This window comes from Streptomyces endophytica (assembly GCF_026153355.1).
Taxonomy (GTDB): Bacteria; Actinomycetota; Actinomycetes; order Streptomycetales; family Streptomycetaceae; genus Streptomyces; species Streptomyces endophytica.
Window position 1 is genome coordinate 2,525,383 of record NZ_CP110636.1, and the last position, 14,957, is coordinate 2,540,339.

Below are 14,957 nucleotides of genomic sequence, written 5' to 3' on the forward strand. Positions count from 1 at the left end.
GGGCAGGCCGTACCATTTGCGGCATGAGCACCACCGCCCCTGTTGCGCATGTCACTGTCAAGTCCCCCGACCAGATGCAGGAGTTGGGCCGCAGACTGGCTCCGCTGCTGCGCCCCGGCGACCTGGTGCTGCTCACCGGTGAGCTGGGCGCCGGCAAGACCACGCTGACCCGCGGGCTGGGCGAGGGCCTGGGCGTGCGCGGTGCCGTGACCTCGCCCACGTTCGTCATCGCCCGGGTGCACCCGTCCCTGACCGGCGGCCCCGCGCTGGTGCACGTCGACGCCTACCGGCTCGGCGGCGGGCTGGACGAGATGGAGGACCTCGACCTCGACGTCTCGCTGCCCGAGTCGGTGGTGGTCGTCGAGTGGGGCGAGGGCAAGGTCGAGGAGCTCTCCGAGGACCGGCTGCACGTCGTCATCGGGCGGGCCGTGGGTGCCGACGCTCCGGGGGGCCTGGACGGGCACCCGGAGGACGACGTGGACGACGTCCGTGAGGTGACGGTCAGCGGGTTCGGCGCGCGCTGGGCGGACGCCGGCCTGGCCGACCTGGGGATCTGACCGGGACACGACTCGGCCGACGAACCGGCCGACCCGGTCGGGCCGGTGTGCCCCGTAGGCGGGCGGATATCCGGCCGCGGGTCCCGTAGTTTCCGACAAGCCGTCGGCAAGATGTTGCGTACCCGGTGCCGCGCGTGGTCACATGGGATGTGACCCCAGTTAGGTCAGCCTAAGTAACGAGCTCGCCGAGCTCGGAGGCGGCCTAGCTTCTGTCGCTTGCCCCAGGAGCCCCGGGAGGCGTCCATGCCGGCCCACCAGCACGACGCGCGCGAGACGCCGACGATGAACGAACTGCTGGCGGCGTGCGCCGCGGCCAGCGCCGTTTCCACGCCCCCCGACGCCCCCGAGGAATCCCGCAAGGACCGCCCGGAACCCCGCAAGGACCGGCCAGCGGCCGCCGCGGAGGAGTCGCCGGCGGACGGCGGGGACACACCGGCGTCCACTCCGGGCCGCACCGCGGCGTAGTCCGTACGGGCTAAGAACTCTCCGTGCCGGGCCAGGGCGCGCCCCCTAGGACACCACCACGACCTTGGTGCCCTGGAGTGCGAAATCCCACATCGCCTTGCCGTCGGCGCGGGACTCCCGGATGCCGCCGGTCTTCTTCTTGGCGGCGGGGTCGGGCCGCGAGCCGTCGACGGCCGCGCTGAAGCCGATCGGGACGCCACCGACGCCGCCGAACAGCACCACGTGCTCGATCGCGACCCCGTCCGAGCCGGTGATGCTCACCGACCGCGAGGTCACCGCGTACGCGCCGGGCGGCGGGCTCACCGTGCTGGGCGTGACCTGGAACGTCCGCAGCGCCTTGCCGTTCGCGCCGACCAGCCAGACCCGCTTGGCGGCGAGCGAGTACACCACCCGCTTGCCGCTGCCGGACGCCGCCGGGACCGGCGCCGGAGCGGGCGCGCGGTGCTTCTTGCCGGAGCCGTCCTCATGGCCCTTGGCGGTGCCGTGATGACCCTTGCGGGCCGGGGCGAGGGAGTCCGGGGCGGAGGCCGCGGCCTGGTAGCCGAGCACCCCGACCACGACCACGGCGGCCGTGGTCAGCGCGGTGACGATCGTGCTGCTCTTAGCGGGCACCGCTGTGCCACCTTTCCGTACGGGCCTTGACCACGGGCCGACGGTAGCACCGCGACGGGCACCACCGGCCGCGCCGTAGTCTTGAGACGTGCTGCTGCTAGCTCTTGACACCGCCACCCCCGCCGTCACCGTCGCGCTCCACGACGGCGAGCGGGTCCTCGCCGAGTCCCGCCAGGTGGACGCGCGCCGGCACGGCGAGCTGCTGCTGCCCGCCGTCGACCGGGTGCTGGCCGAGGCCGGACGCAAGCTCGACGAGGTCAGCGCCATCGTGGCCGGCGTGGGCCCGGGCCCGTACACCGGACTGCGGGTCGGTCTGGTGACCGCCGCCACGTTCGGCGCGGCGCTCGACGTCCCCGTCCACGGCCTGTGCACGCTCGACGGTCTGGCCCACGCCTCCGGCCTGACCGAGCCGTTCGTGGTCGCCACCGACGCCCGCCGCAAAGAGGTCTACTGGGCCCGCTTCGCGGACTCCCGTACGCGGCTGACCGAGCCCGCCGTGGACCGTCCCGCCGACATCGCCGAGCAGGTGGCCGGCGTCCCGGCCGTGGGCGCGGGCGCGCTGCTCTACGACTCCGTCTTCACCGGCGTGCGGCGGGACGCCCCGGAGCACCAGTCCGCCGGCGCGCTCGCCGAACTGGCCGCCGCCAAGCTGGCCGCGGGCGAGGAGCTGCTGCCGCCGCAGCCGTTGTACCTGCGCCGCCCGGACGCCCAGGTGCCCGCCAACTACAAGGTGGTCACCCCCAAGTGACGTCCCGCCCGTCGCCCGACCACCGCCCCTCGACGGCACCGCTGCGCGGCGGCACCCCCCATTCCGCCGAGCTGCGCGAGATGCGCTGGTGGGACATAGCCCCGGTGCTGGAGCTGGAGCACCGGCTGTTCCCCGAGGACGCCTGGTCGCACGGCATGTTCTGGTCCGAGCTGGCGCACGCCCGCGGCCCGCGCGCCACCCGCCGCTACCTGGTCGCCGAACTCGCCGGCCGGCTGGTCGGCTACGCCGGACTGGCCGCCGTCGACGGCACCGGCGACGTCCAGACCATCGCCGCCGCCCGCGACCAGTGGGGCACCGGACTCGGCGCCCGACTGCTGACCGAACTCCTCGGCGCCGCAACGGACTTCGAATGCCACGAGGTGCTGCTGGAGGTGCGGGTCGACAACCTCCGCGCGCAGCGCCTCTACGAACGCTTCGGCTTCGAGCCGATCGGCTTCCGGCGCGGCTACTACCAGCCCGGCAACGTCGACGCCCTGGTGATGCGCCGCACCACCCAGACCTCCTCCGAAGCACCCTCCGTACAAGGAACCTGACAACCATGGCTGACTCACGCGGCGGACCGCTCGTCCTCGGTATCGAGACCTCCTGCGACGAGACCGGTGTCGGCATCGTCCGCGGCCACACCCTCCTCGCCGACGCGGTCGCCTCCAGCGTCGACGAACACGCCCGTTTCGGCGGCGTGGTGCCGGAGGTGGCCTCCCGCGCCCATCTGGAGGCGATGGTCCCCACCATCCAGCGCGCCCTGAAGGACGCCGGCGTCGCGGCGAGCGACCTGGACGGCATCGCGGTCACCGCGGGCCCGGGCCTGGCCGGCGCCCTCCTGGTCGGCGTCTCGGCCGCCAAGGCGTACGCCTACGCGCTCGGCAAGCCGCTCTACGGCGTCAACCACCTCGCCTCGCACATCTGCGTCGACCAGCTCGAACACGGCCCGCTGCCGGAGCCGACGATGGCCCTGCTGGTCTCCGGCGGCCACTCCTCGCTGCTGCTGGCCCCGGACATCACCTCCGACGTGCGCCCGCTGGGCTCGACCATCGACGACGCGGCCGGCGAGGCCTTCGACAAGATCGCCCGGGTGCTGAACCTCGGCTTCCCCGGCGGCCCGGTCATCGACCGCTACGCGCGCGAGGGCGACCCGGACGCGATCCGCTTCCCGCGCGGCCTGACCGGTCCCCGCGACCCCGCCTACGACTTCTCCTTCTCCGGTCTGAAGACGGCGGTGGCCCGCTGGATCGAGGCCAAGCGGGCGGCCGGCGAGGAGGTGCCGGTGGCGGACGTCTCGGCGTCCTTCCAGGAGGCCGTGGTGGACGTGCTGACCCGCAAGGCCGTACGCGCCTGCAAGGACAACGGCGTCGACCACCTGATGATCGGCGGCGGCGTCGCGGCCAACTCCCGGCTGCGGGCGATGGCCCAGCGCCGCTGCGAGGACGCCGGGATCACGCTGCGGGTGCCGCGGCCCAAGCTGTGCACCGACAACGGCGCGATGGTCGCGGCCCTCGGCGCCGAGATGGTGGCGCGCGGCCGCGCGGCCTCCGCCTGGGACCTGTCCGCGGACTCCTCGCTCCCGGTCACCGAACCGCACGTCCCGGCGGAACTGGCCGAGGACGACGGCCACCACGGTCACGGTCACAGTCACGACCACGTCCACGAGCTGAGCAAGCAGAACCTCTACCAGTGATCCCCGCCCGCCACCCCTCCTCGTAAGGGGCCTCCCCGTAAGGGGCGCCGGTCCGGAATGTCGGCCTCCGGACCGGCGACATCTGAGGATCGGTGACAACCGCCGCCTCCCCGGACTCCGCGGCTGCCGCGAGGTCTTACCCTGGTGCAGCACCGGGCGTGTGGGGAGGCGGCAGGCTGTGGACTGGTTCTGGTGGGTGTTCATCTTCTTCATGGCGGGCGGCTTCGCGAAGGTCGCGGACACCGCCCGTACGGCACTGCGCACCCGCCACGAGCGCAAGATGGAGCGGCTGGAGTCCGCCCGTCACGAACGGCAGGCGCTGGAGGCCGCCCAGAAGCCGCCGGAGCCGGTGTGCGGCTGCACCCACCACCTCGCCAAGCATGACAAAAAGGGCAAATGTCATGAGCGAGTGGAGATCCCGGTCGCCTGGGACGCCGACCACAAGCCCGTCCAGTACGAGGCCGGCCAGTGCACCTGCCAGCAGTACGTCGGCCCGCAGCCGCTCTCCCAGATCTACGCCGAGGACCTCACCGACCTCGCCTGACCGCCGGTCAGACCTCGTCCGCCGGGTGCCCCAGCAGCATCGTCGGCGCCCCCGCGACCCGGGTGAGGAAGATCGTGCAGGAATTGCCGCCGCCGGCCAGCTTCAGCTTCTTGCGCAGCTCCTCCGGCTCCACCGCGGACCCGCGCTTCTTGATCACCGCGACGCCGACCCCGCGCTCCCGCAGCAGCGCCTTGAGCCGCTTGACGTGGAACGGCAGCACATCGGTGATCGCGTAGGCGGTGGCGAAGGGGGTCGGGCGCAGTGCGTCGGCAGTGACGTACGCGATCGTCGGGTCGATCAGCCGCCCGCCGACCTGCTGGGCGACCTCCGCGACGAGGTGGGCGCGGATGACCGCGCCGTCCGGCTCGTACAGGTAGGGGCCCACCGGACCGGGCTCCGGATCCGGCAGACCGGCGCCGAGCAGCGAGTCCCCACCGGGCAGCAGCGTGGCCCGGCGCCCGCCGGCCACCGGCCCGTCGCCCCCGCCGAACCACACCACCGCCTCCTTCACCTCGCCCCCGTAGGAGATCCACTCCGTCTCGGCGTCCTCGGGCAGCGCCTCGTGCGGCACCCCCGGCGCGATCTTCAGCGCCGCGAACGGGGCGGTACGGGCCGCCTCGACGGCCCACGACAACGGCGGTGAGTACGCCTCCGGATCGAAGATCCGGCCCCCGCGCGCCTTGGTGCGGCGCGCCGGGTCCACGAACACCGCGTCGTACCCGGCGGTGTCCACCTCCGTCACGTCCGCGCAGCGCACCTCGATCAGCTCCGCGAGCCCCAGCGCCTCGGCGTTCGCCCGCGCCGCCGCGCAGGCCAGCGGGTCCCGGTCGACGGCCAGCACCCGGATCCCGGCCCGCCCCAGGGCCAGCGCGTCACCGCCGATCCCGCAGCACAGATCCGCCAGCGTCCGCACGCCGAGCCCGGCCAGCCGTGCCGCGCGGTGCGCGGCGACCGAGGCGCGGGTGGACTGCTCGACCCCGTTCGGCGTGAAGTACATCCGCTGCGCGTCGGCCCCGAACTTCGCGGCCGCCCGCTGCCGGAGCCGCGCCTGGGTGAGCGCGGCGGATACGAGCGGTGCGGCGTGGTCCCGCCGCAGCCGGGTGGCTGCCGCCAGCTCGTCGGCGGGGTCGTGGTCCCGCAACTCCCGAAGCAGCGCTTGGCCCTCCGGGCCGAGGAGGGCGACGAAGGTGTCGAGATCATTCACGGAGTCATTGTCGCTCCCACGTACTTGGCCGTCCCGCCGCGGGTCTTGCTCGCCGTTGCGCGCTTTGCGGCGCCCCGCACGTACCCGTCTGTCCCGCCGCGGTTGTTGTTTGCCGTTGCGCCTGCGGCGGGCTGGGTTGTGGTGGGTGCGGTGACGGGCCTCCGGGGCCGGTTGTGTGGACTGCTGACGCTTTACGTCCACACAACCGGCCCCTCCGGCCCGTCCCCTCCCGTGAGGGGAAAGTGAAGGACGGTGGGGGTGCACGTAATGCCCACGTGCCCGCAGGCAACAGATCAGGCCCGCCCCCGACCAGCTGAGAAACTCCCCACCACGGGAGGGGCTGGACCGGAGGACGAAGTCTGGAGGGCCGGCACCGCACCCGACACACAACGCCCGCCGCCAGGCGCAACGGCGAACACGCCCCGCGGCGGGACGGCGAGGTACGTGCGGGGCGCCGCAAAGCGCAACGGCGAGCGAGCCCCGCGGCGGGACGGCCAGGTACGTGGGATGTCAGCCAAGCGCTAGCGAACCGGCTCGCGCCGCCGTTGTGCGTGGTCGCTGATGCGCAGGAGGACCGCCACCATCACCCAGTTGGCGACCAGCGACGAGCCTCCCTTGGCGAGGAAGGGGAGGGCCTTGCCCGTGAGGGGGATGAGGCCGGTGACGCCGCCGGAGACGACGAAGACCTGGAGCAGCAGCGCGCCGGCGAGGCCGACCGCGAGGAGTTTGCTGAACGGGTCGCGGGCGGTCAGCCCCACCCGCAGGCCGCGCTGGGCGAGCAGGACGTAGAGCATCAGGACGGCCATCACGCCGGCGAGGCCCAGTTCCTCGCCGACGGTGGTGAGGATGAAGTCGCTGTTGCCGGCGAAGCCGATCAGTTCGGGGTGGCCCTGGCCCAGCCCGGTGCCGCTGATGCCGCCGCTGCCGAAGCTGAACAGTGCCTGGGCGAGCTGGTCGGACATGAGCTCCGCCCTGCCCTGTTTGGTGAACGCGCGCATCGGGTCCAGCCAGGCGGTGACCCGGCCGTGCACATGCGGTTCCAGGGAGCCGACGACGGCCGCGCCGACGACGGCCATCAGCAGACCGCACACCACCCAACTGGTGCGGCCGGTGGCCATGTAGAGCATGATCACGAAGACGCCGAAGAAGATCAGCGAGGTGCCCAGGTCCCGTTCGAAGATGAGGACCAGCAGGCTGATCACCCAGATCGTGAAGATCGGGCCGAGCTGCCGCCCCGGGGGCAGCTGGACGCCCATGACGCGGCGGCCGGCCAGCGCCAGCGCGTCGCGGTTGACCGTGAGGTAGCCGGCGAAGAACACCGAGATCATGATCTTCACGAACTCGCCGGGCTGGAGCGACAGCGGCCCGAGCAGGATCCACCGCTTCGCGCCGTACATGTCCGCGCCGAAGAAGGCCGGTGCCATCAGGAGCACCAGCGCCACCGCCATCATCAGGTAGATGTAGCGCTGCAGGATGCGGTGGTCGCGCAGCACCAGCAGGATGACGATGCAGACCGCCACCCCGATCACCGTCCACACCAGCTGCCCGCTGGCCGCCTCGGCGATCTTCGGATGGCGGGTCTGGGCGTACGTGAGGTCCAGGCGGTGCAGCAGGACCAGGCCGATCCCGGTCAGCAGCGTGGCCAGCGGCAGGATCAGCGGATCGGCGCGCGGGGCGAAGCGGCGCAGAACCAGGTGCGGGACCAGCGCCACGAAGACCATGCTGACCGAGAAGCCGGGCAGTCCGCCGGGCAGCCGGCCGGTCATCGACAGGCCGGTGTACGCGTAGCCGAAGACGGCGATCGCGACGACGAAGGCGAGCAGCCGGGCCTCGGTCCTCCGGCGGTTCGGTGCCTGGGCGAGCGCCGCGAACGTCATGGTGCGTTCGGCGTCGCTCTCCGGCTCCCCGGCCGCCCGGGAAGCGCTGGTCAGTCCACGCACGGGTTCCTCCGCCATCGATGGTCAGTGCCGCCGGCCGGAACCGGGTCGCACACGTCGCACCCGCTGTGCGCTCGGTCGTCGTACGCATCGCGCGCGTCGTACATGTCGCATACGTCGCCCGCGTCGCGCACGGTTCACCGGCTCGGCAGTCGGGGAGGTAGACGAAGCAGCCGGTGGCGTGGTTGCGAGGGAAGGGAAGGTGTGTCCGATTTGGCAGGGATCCACGCCGCCCGTCCTCCTGGTGCGGGGCTGGTGGTCAACCCGCGCCGCACGATGCACCCCCGGCGCGCTGGCACTCCGCTTGACCGAGTGCTAACCGCGTCATAGTCTCGGCGTTGGCACTCTCCGAGGGGGAGTGCCAGACACACAGCGACGGGCAGGTCCGGCACCCGCGACGACGGATCCACCTGGTCGCCACCTCAGACAGTTAACCCCGTGAGATCTCCGAAGGGGGAGGTCGGATCGTGACGACCGCCAGCTCCAAGGTTGCCATCAAGCCGCTCGAGGACCGCATTGTGGTCCAGCCGCTCGACGCCGAGCAGACCACGGCTTCGGGCCTGGTCATTCCGGACACCGCCAAGGAGAAGCCCCAGGAGGGCGTCGTCCTGGCCGTGGGCCCGGGCCGCTTCGAGGACGGCAAGCGCGTCGAGCTCGACGTCACCGTTGGCGACGTCGTGCTTTACAGCAAGTACGGCGGCACCGAGGTGAAGTACAACAACGAGGACTACCTCGTTCTCTCGGCTCGCGACGTTCTCGCGATCGTCGAGAAGTAAGTCACCCAGATTTGCCGTGTTCTGCGCCCCTGGTTCCCGCGTCTAAACAACCCGGGGCAGGGGCGCAGTTCCGTTTGAGACAGCGGTCCCCACTGCGTGCCGAGGATCGCAATGAGAGGACTTGAAGCAACCCATGGCGAAGATCCTGAAGTTCGACGAGGACGCTCGTCGCGCCCTTGAGCGCGGCGTCAACAAGCTTGCCGACACGGTCAAGGTGACGATCGGCCCCAAGGGCCGCAACGTCGTCATCGACAAGAAGTTCGGCGCCCCGACCATCACCAACGACGGTGTCACCATCGCCCGTGAGGTCGAGGTCGACGACCCGTACGAGAACCTGGGCGCCCAGCTCGTCAAGGAGGTGGCGACCAAGACCAACGACATCGCGGGTGACGGCACCACCACCGCCACCGTGCTGGCCCAGGCGCTGGTCCGTGAGGGCCTCCGCAACGTCGCCGCGGGTGCTTCCCCGGCCGCCCTGAAGAAGGGCATCGACGCCGCCGTCAAGGCCGTGTCCGAGGAGCTCCTCGCGACCGCCCGGCCGATCGACGACAAGACCGACATCGCCGCCGTGGCCGGCCTGTCCGCCCAGGACAAGCAGGTCGGCGAGCTCATCGCCGAGGCGATGGACAAGGTCGGCAAGGACGGTGTGATCACCGTCGAGGAGTCCAACACCTTCGGCCTGGAGCTCGACTTCACCGAGGGCATGGCCTTCGACAAGGGCTACCTCTCGCCGTACATGGTCACCGACCAGGAGCGTATGGAGGCCGTCCTCGAGGACCCGTACATCCTGATCCACCAGGGCAAGATCGCCTCGATCCAGGATCTGCTGCCGCTGCTGGAGAAGGTCATCCAGGCGGGTGGCTCCAAGCCGCTGCTGATCATCGCCGAGGACGTCGAGGGCGAGGCCCTGTCGACCCTGGTCGTCAACAAGATCCGCGGCACCTTCAACGCGGTGGCCGTCAAGGCCCCCGGCTTCGGCGACCGCCGCAAGGCGATGCTCGGCGACATGGCCACCCTCACCGGTGCCACCGTCATCGCCGAGGAGGTCGGCCTCAAGCTCGACCAGGCCGGTCTGGACGTGCTGGGCACCGCCCGCCGCGTGACCGTCACCAAGGACGACACCACCATCGTCGACGGTGGTGGCAAGGCCGAGGACGTCGCCGGCCGGGTCGCCCAGATCAAGGCCGAGATCGAGACCACCGACTCCGACTGGGACCGCGAGAAGCTCCAGGAGCGCCTCGCCAAGCTCGCCGGCGGCGTGTGCGTCATCCGTGTGGGCGCGGCCACCGAGGTCGAGCTCAAGGAGAAGAAGCACCGTCTGGAGGACGCCATCTCCGCGACCCGCGCCGCGGTCGAGGAGGGCATCGTCTCCGGTGGTGGCTCCGCCCTGGTCCACGCCGCCAAGGTGCTGGACGGCTCCCTCGGCAAGGAGGGCGACGAGGCCACCGGTGTCGCCGTCGTCCGCCGCGCCGTCGTCGAGCCGCTGCGCTGGATCGCGGAGAACGCCGGCCTCGAGGGCTACGTCATCACCGCCAAGGTCGCCGAGCAGGACAAGGGCCAGGGCTTCAACGCCGCCACCGGCGAGTACGGCGACCTGGTCAAGGCCGGCGTCATCGACCCGGTGAAGGTCACCCGCTCCGCCCTGGAGAACGCCGCCTCCATCGCCTCGCTGCTCCTGACGACCGAGACCCTGGTCGTCGAGAAGCCCGCCGAGGAGGAGGCCGCCGAGGCCGGCCACGGCCACGGCCACGCGCACTGACGCGTCCTACGGGCCGGGGGCGGTGCTCTGAGGCCGCCCCTCGCTGACCCGACGAACCCGGTCCCGCTTCGGCGGGGCCGGGTTCTGGGTTTTCGCGCTGTGGTTTTCCCGTCGCCTACCTGTGTTCTTGTTTCCCCGCCGCCCACCCCCCTTCGGGGGTGGGCGGGTCAGGTGGGGACCCGCGGGCGGGGGAGCGGGGCACCCGCCCGGGGAGAGCAGGGGCCGGGCCGGCGACCGCCCGGCTCGGGCCGAGGGGCAGGTCAGGGGGGCGGGCCGGGGCAGGTCGAGGGGACAGGCCGAGTGGTCAGGGCGGAACAGGGCGAGTGGTCGGGCCGGCTCACGCCGAGTGGTGCAGGTGCTCCGGGTGGACCGGGTCGGTGAACGGGAGGCCGCGGGCGTAGCGTTCGAGGGCGTCGAGGGCGTGGTCGGCCAGCCGGTGGAGCTCGGTGCCGAGGGAGCCGGCGACATGCGGGGTGAGCAGCACGTTCGGCAGGTCGTACAAGGGCGAGCCGGGGCCGGGAGTTCGGGCTCGGTGACGTCCAGGACCGCGTTGAGGCGGCCGGTGAGCAGCTCGGGCAGCAGGGCCGTCTCGTCGACGAGGGAGCCGCGGCGGTGTTGATCAGGGTCGCCCCGTCGGGCATCAGGGCCAGTTCCCGGGCGCCGAGCATATGGCGGGTCGCGGGCAGCTGCGGGGCGTGCACGGTGACGATGTCGCTGTCCGCGCACAACGTGCCCAGCGGTACGGACCGGGCGCCCATACGGGCGGCCTCGGCGGCGTCGACGTACGGGTCGTGCAGCAGCACCCGTAGGTCGAAGGGGCGCAGCAGTTCGATGACGCGGCGCCCGATGCGGGAGGCGCCGATGACGCCGACGGTGCGGTGGTAGTTGCCGGCGCCGGCGAGTTCCTGCTGCCAGTCGTGCGGGGCGCGCAGGGCGCGGTAACGGTGCGCGGAGTGCAGGACGCGCTTGTTGGCGAGCAGGATCGCGGCGAGCGTGTACTCGGCGACCGGCAGTGCGTTGGCGGCGGCGGCCGAGGTGACCGCGAGGCCGCGTTCCCAGCAGGCGTCGGTGAGGTGGTGTTTGACCGAGCCGGCGGCGTGGATGACCGCGCGCAGGCGGGGCGCGGTGTCCAGCACGCGCGCGGTGAGCGGCGGCGCGCCCCAGCAGGTGAGCAGGACCTCGGCGTCGGCGAGGGCGGCGGCGACCGCGGGGACGGGTCGGCCAGTTCGTGGGCGATGAGGCGGGGGTCGGTACGGGCGAGTGCCGCGAGGCGGGTGCGGTGGCGGGCGTCGAGCAGCCGGTCGGCGATGCCGGGGCCCATCGACAGCAGCAACGCGGGCCGGGCGGACGGCATTTCCGCAGGTCCGGCTGGATTGTCAGTGGTGGGGTGCATAGTGATGAACGGTGCTCCTTCGCGGTCGCCCGTCGTGGCCCGTCACTTGCCGCCGCCGGCGGTGAGACCGGCCTTCCAGTGTCGCTGGCGGGCGCTGAAGGCGACGATCAGCGGGAGGACGGCGAGGAGCGAACCGGTGACGACGAGGGGTAGTAGGACGGCTCGGCGTGGGTGTTGCCGTTCCACGCGTACAGGCCGAGGCTCAGCGGGAAGAGGCGCTGGTCGGACGGCATCACCAGGGGGAGGAAGAAGTTGTTCCAGATGGCGGTGAACTGGAAGAGGAAGATGGCCACCAGGCCCGGCATGACCATGCGCAGGCCGATGGACCAGAAGATCCGGAGTTCGCCCGCACCGTCCATACGGGCGGCCTCCCGGTCCAGGGCGGCCAGCGGGCTGACGAGCTCCGCCTCGCGCTCCAACAGCACGGCGGGCACCGGGAGTTCACCCATCCAGCCGCCGTGCTCGGCCGGGTCGCGGCGGCCGCGCCAGCCGGGGGCGATCAGCAGCTCCTCGGCGCCGGCCGCCAGCAGTCCCTCGGCCCGGGCCCGGTCCTCCTCGGGCCGGTAGTCGGAGATCCGCAGGATCAGCCGGGCTCCGGCCCGCGCCGCCGCCTCGTGCGCACCGTGGATGACCTCGGCGAAGTAGTACGTGGCGGACGGCGCCAGCAGGCCGAGCACGGGAGCGCTGTCCGCACCGGTGGCCCCCGCCTCACCGGTGCGCCGCCGGGGCCAGGACACCGAGCCGTGCGCCCGGTCGACCAGTCCCTTGCGGGTCAGCGTCTCGACGTCCGGCCGTACGGTCACCGGGGACACCCCGAGCCGTTCGGCGAGGTCGGTGACCCGGGCCGTGCCGTGCTCCCGCACCAAGGGCAGCAGGCGTTCATGGCGTTGCCTCGCACTTACGCGCACGGCGGCATTCCCCTCGCGTAGGACGGCCCGGCGACCCGAAGGCGGCCGAGCCTAAATGAGCGGGTCGACGGCCAGCCAGCCTCAAGTGATCGATCGCAAGATAAACCGATCGTTCGATCCCTTCCCTTTCGTGTTCCCTTGACGAGCGATCAGTCAGCGCAGAAGGATTCCGCTCGCCCGGCCGCCGCCCGCCACCTCGCCCCAGGGGACGCCATGCCCGAGCCCGCCCGCGCGCCCGCCGACCGCCGCCCGTGCCCCTTCCCCCTCCCGCCCGAGGACCGCGCCCGCAGCCCGTACACCGGCTGGACCCGCGCCCACTGGGAGGCGGCGGCCGACGGCCTGCTGCACGCCGCCGCCCGCCACGCCTCGCCGCACCACGCCCTGATCTCCCTCCCGGGCCCCCGCCCCAGCTCCTCCGGCCCCCGCTCGGACGGCCTCGAAGGCTTCGCCCGCACCTTCCTGCTCGCCGCCCTCCGTGTCGCCGGCAACAACGGCCACGCCCCCCACGCCCCCTCACCCGCTACGCCGAAGGCCTGACCGCAGGTCCCCAACACACCACCACCACACCCGAATTGACCGCAACGGACCCCGACTCCTGGCCCCCCATCGACACCACCCGCCAGGCCCGCGTCGAAGCCGCCTCACTCGCCCTCGGCCTGCGTCTGACCCGTCCCTGGCTCTGGGACACCCTCGACGACGCGGTACGCACCCGCCTCGCCGACTGGCTGCTGCCCGCCCTCGGCCCGTCCCCCGTCGACAACAACTGGTGGCTCTTCGGCCTCACCGTCGGCGGCTTCCTCCGCGACGCCGGCATCGAGACGGCACGCGCACAGACGGCCATCGACCGCGCGCTCACCCGCATCGAGGACTGGTACCGCGGCGACGGCTGGTACTCCGACGGCGACAACCGCGCCTTTGACCACTACAACGCCTGGGCGCTGCACTTCTACCCGGTCCTGCACGCCCACCTCAGTGGCGACCACCCCCTGCTCGCCCACTACGGCGCGCGTCTGCACGCCCAACTGGACGACTACACCCGCCTCTTCGACACCAACGGCGCCCCGCTCCCGTTCGGCCGCTCACTCACCTACCGCTTCGCCGCCACCGCCGCCCCCTGGCTCGGCGCCCTCACCGGCCACACCCCGCTCACCCCGGGCGCCACCCGCCGCCTCGCCTCCGGAACCCTCCGGCACTTCCTCGACCGCGGCGCGGTCACCACGGACGGCCTGCTGCCGCTCGGCTGGTACGGGCCGTACGAGCCGATGCTCCAGAGCTACTCCGGCCCGGGCTCCCCCTACTGGGCGGCCAAGGGTTTCCTCGGCCTGCTGCTCCCCGCCACCCACCCCGCCTGGACCGCCCGCGAGGAACCCCTGCCCGCCGAAACCACGGACACCATCCGCCCCCTCGGCCGCACGGGTCTACTCCTGCACTCCACCGCCTCCGACGGCTTGGTCCGCATCCACAACCACGGCAGCAACGCCACCCCCGACGACCCCTACTACGCCCGCTTCGCCTACTCCACCCGTACCGGCCCGACCGCCGACGGCGACAACCACTTCGCGCTGCTCCTCGACGGCCGCCCCACCACCCGGGGCCCCGCGCATCCCCACGCCACCGGCCCGGACTGGGCGTCCTCCACCCACACCCCGCGGCACGCCGACGGCACACCCCTCACCGGCATCAGGGTCCTCTCCACGACCCTCGTGCACGGCCGCGCCGAACTCCGCGCCCACCTCGTCACCGGCGCCGCCCCCGGCACCCGCGTCCGCCAGACCGGCTGGGCCACCACCCCCGACGGCCCCACCGCCCAACTCCACCCGCTGCACGGTTACGACGACCCCGCGCACCGCACCCCTACGGGCAGCACCCTGATGGGCCCCCACACCCACACCTCCGCCCTGGAGGGCACCATCACCGCACGCCCCGAGGGCACCCTCTTCGCCGCCCTCGCCTCCCTGACCAGCGACCCGACCCCCGCCCCACCGAGCACTTTGGCCACGACCCGCCTCGTCGGCGACACCCTTCACGTCACGTGGCACGACGGCACGGAGTCGGCGCTCTCGCTTTAACTCCCCACGTACCTGGCTGTCCCGCCGCGGGGCGCTGCGCTTTGCGGTGCCCCGTACGTACCCGTCTCTCCCGCCGCGGGGCGTCTCGCCGTTGCGCCTGGCGGCGGGCGTTTGTGTGTCGGGTGCGGTGCCGGCCCTCCAGACTTCGTCCTCCGGTCCAGCCCCTCCCGTTGGGGGGAGTTTCCAAGCTGGTTGGGGGCGGGCCTGGTCTGTTGCCTGCGGGCCCGTGGACGTCACGTGCACCCCCACCGTCCTTCCCTTCCCCCTCACGGGAGGGACGGGCCGGAGG

The 14,957-nt window shown here is 72.5% G+C and carries 11 protein-coding genes and 3 pseudogenes; 9 read left to right on the plus strand and 5 right to left on the minus strand.

The genetic code is table 11. From position 1 onward, the window contains the following. The first annotated feature begins 23 nt into the window (after window positions 1–23). Together tsaE and OJ254_RS11470 are read left to right on the plus strand one after the other, a co-directional pair. The gene (tsaE, locus tag OJ254_RS11465; RefSeq protein ID WP_261957066.1) at window positions 24–557 is read left to right on the plus strand and encodes a tRNA (adenosine(37)-N6)-threonylcarbamoyltransferase complex ATPase subunit type 1 TsaE; all 534 of its coding nucleotides are present in this window, start codon (window positions 24–26) and stop codon (window positions 555–557) included. A 243-nt stretch (window positions 558–800) separates the two neighbouring features. Next, entirely contained in the window at window positions 801–1,022 is a 222-nt protein-coding gene (locus OJ254_RS11470) for a hypothetical protein (RefSeq protein WP_265362241.1), read from the plus strand. A gap of 45 nt (window positions 1,023–1,067) precedes the next feature. Here OJ254_RS11470 and OJ254_RS11475 read toward each other — a convergent pair whose 3' ends face one another. Next, window positions 1,068–1,634: a hypothetical protein gene (locus tag OJ254_RS11475; RefSeq protein WP_265362242.1), complete on the minus strand. Its 567-nt coding sequence runs from the start codon at window positions 1,632–1,634 to the stop codon at window positions 1,068–1,070. Window positions 1,635–1,722: 88 nt separating this feature from the next. Here OJ254_RS11475 and tsaB point away from each other — a divergent pair, with 88 nt between their 5' ends. The 4 genes from tsaB to OJ254_RS11495 all read left to right on the plus strand — a co-directional run bounded on the left by tsaB (window position 1,723) and on the right by OJ254_RS11495 (window position 4,622). After that, entirely contained in the window at window positions 1,723–2,382 is a 660-nt protein-coding gene (tsaB, locus tag OJ254_RS11480) for a tRNA (adenosine(37)-N6)-threonylcarbamoyltransferase complex dimerization subunit type 1 TsaB (protein ID WP_265362243.1), read from the plus strand. Window positions 2,383–2,462: 80 nt separating this feature from the next. After that, window positions 2,463–2,936 carry a ribosomal protein S18-alanine N-acetyltransferase gene (gene rimI, locus OJ254_RS11485; RefSeq protein ID WP_265365122.1) on the plus strand — a complete coding sequence of 158 codons (474 nt, stop codon included), beginning with the start codon at window positions 2,463–2,465 and terminating at the stop codon, window positions 2,934–2,936. Between the two features lie 5 nt (window positions 2,937–2,941). Continuing rightward, window positions 2,942–4,078 (plus strand): tRNA (adenosine(37)-N6)-threonylcarbamoyltransferase complex transferase subunit TsaD, encoded by a 1,137-nt coding sequence (gene tsaD / locus OJ254_RS11490; RefSeq protein ID WP_265362244.1) that lies wholly within the window; start codon window positions 2,942–2,944, stop codon window positions 4,076–4,078. A gap of 178 nt (window positions 4,079–4,256) precedes the next feature. Further along, window positions 4,257–4,622 (plus strand): hypothetical protein, encoded by a 366-nt coding sequence (locus tag OJ254_RS11495; protein ID WP_261957071.1) that lies wholly within the window; start codon window positions 4,257–4,259, stop codon window positions 4,620–4,622. 7 nt (window positions 4,623–4,629) lie between these two features. Here the strand turns inward: OJ254_RS11495 and OJ254_RS11500 are convergent, their stop codons facing one another. Next, the gene (locus OJ254_RS11500; RefSeq protein ID WP_265362245.1) at window positions 4,630–5,826 is read right to left on the minus strand and encodes a class I SAM-dependent methyltransferase; all 1,197 of its coding nucleotides are present in this window, start codon (window positions 5,824–5,826) and stop codon (window positions 4,630–4,632) included. Window positions 5,827–6,347: 521 nt separating this feature from the next. Further along, on the minus strand, window positions 6,348–7,703 hold the full coding sequence (locus tag OJ254_RS11505; RefSeq protein WP_265365123.1) for an FtsW/RodA/SpoVE family cell cycle protein: 1,356 nt from the start codon (window positions 7,701–7,703) through the stop codon (window positions 6,348–6,350). 527 nt (window positions 7,704–8,230) lie between these two features. On the opposite strand from OJ254_RS11505, the gene groES reads away from it, so the two are divergent. Both groES and groL read left to right on the plus strand, forming a co-directional pair. Further along, window positions 8,231–8,539, plus strand: a complete 309-nt coding sequence (gene groES, locus OJ254_RS11510; protein WP_261957073.1) for a co-chaperone GroES — start codon at window positions 8,231–8,233, stop codon at window positions 8,537–8,539. Between the two features lie 133 nt (window positions 8,540–8,672). After that, window positions 8,673–10,298 (plus strand): chaperonin GroEL, encoded by a 1,626-nt coding sequence (gene groL / locus OJ254_RS11515; protein ID WP_265362246.1) that lies wholly within the window; start codon window positions 8,673–8,675, stop codon window positions 10,296–10,298. Between the two features lie 337 nt (window positions 10,299–10,635). Here the strand turns inward: groL and OJ254_RS11520 are convergent. Beyond that, window positions 10,636–11,691, minus strand: a pseudogene (locus OJ254_RS11520) (hydroxyacid dehydrogenase). A 42-nt stretch (window positions 11,692–11,733) separates the two neighbouring features. After that, window positions 11,734–12,599 (minus strand): annotated as a pseudogene (locus OJ254_RS11525) (carbohydrate ABC transporter permease). Between the two features lie 213 nt (window positions 12,600–12,812). Between OJ254_RS11525 and OJ254_RS11530 the strand changes: the two are divergent. Next, window positions 12,813–14,668, plus strand: a pseudogene (locus OJ254_RS11530) (DUF2264 domain-containing protein). The last annotated feature ends 289 nt before the right edge of the window (window positions 14,669–14,957 follow it).

Excerpts from the sequence above, each read along its gene's own strand:
- tsaE (WP_261957066.1), top strand. The coding sequence starts at position 24 with ATGAGCACCACCGCCCCTGTTGCGCATGTCACTGTCAAGTCCCCCGAC.
- OJ254_RS11470 (WP_265362241.1), top strand. The coding sequence starts at position 801 with ATGCCGGCCCACCAGCACGACGCGCGCGAGACGCCGACGATGAACGAA.
- rimI (WP_265365122.1), top strand. The coding sequence starts at position 2,463 with ATGCGCTGGTGGGACATAGCCCCGGTGCTGGAGCTGGAGCACCGGCTG.
- tsaD (WP_265362244.1), top strand. The coding sequence starts at position 2,942 with ATGGCTGACTCACGCGGCGGACCGCTCGTCCTCGGTATCGAGACCTCC.
- OJ254_RS11505 (WP_265365123.1), bottom strand. The coding sequence starts at position 7,703 with ATGACGTTCGCGGCGCTCGCCCAGGCACCGAACCGCCGGAGGACCGAG.
- groL (WP_265362246.1), top strand. The coding sequence starts at position 8,673 with ATGGCGAAGATCCTGAAGTTCGACGAGGACGCTCGTCGCGCCCTTGAG.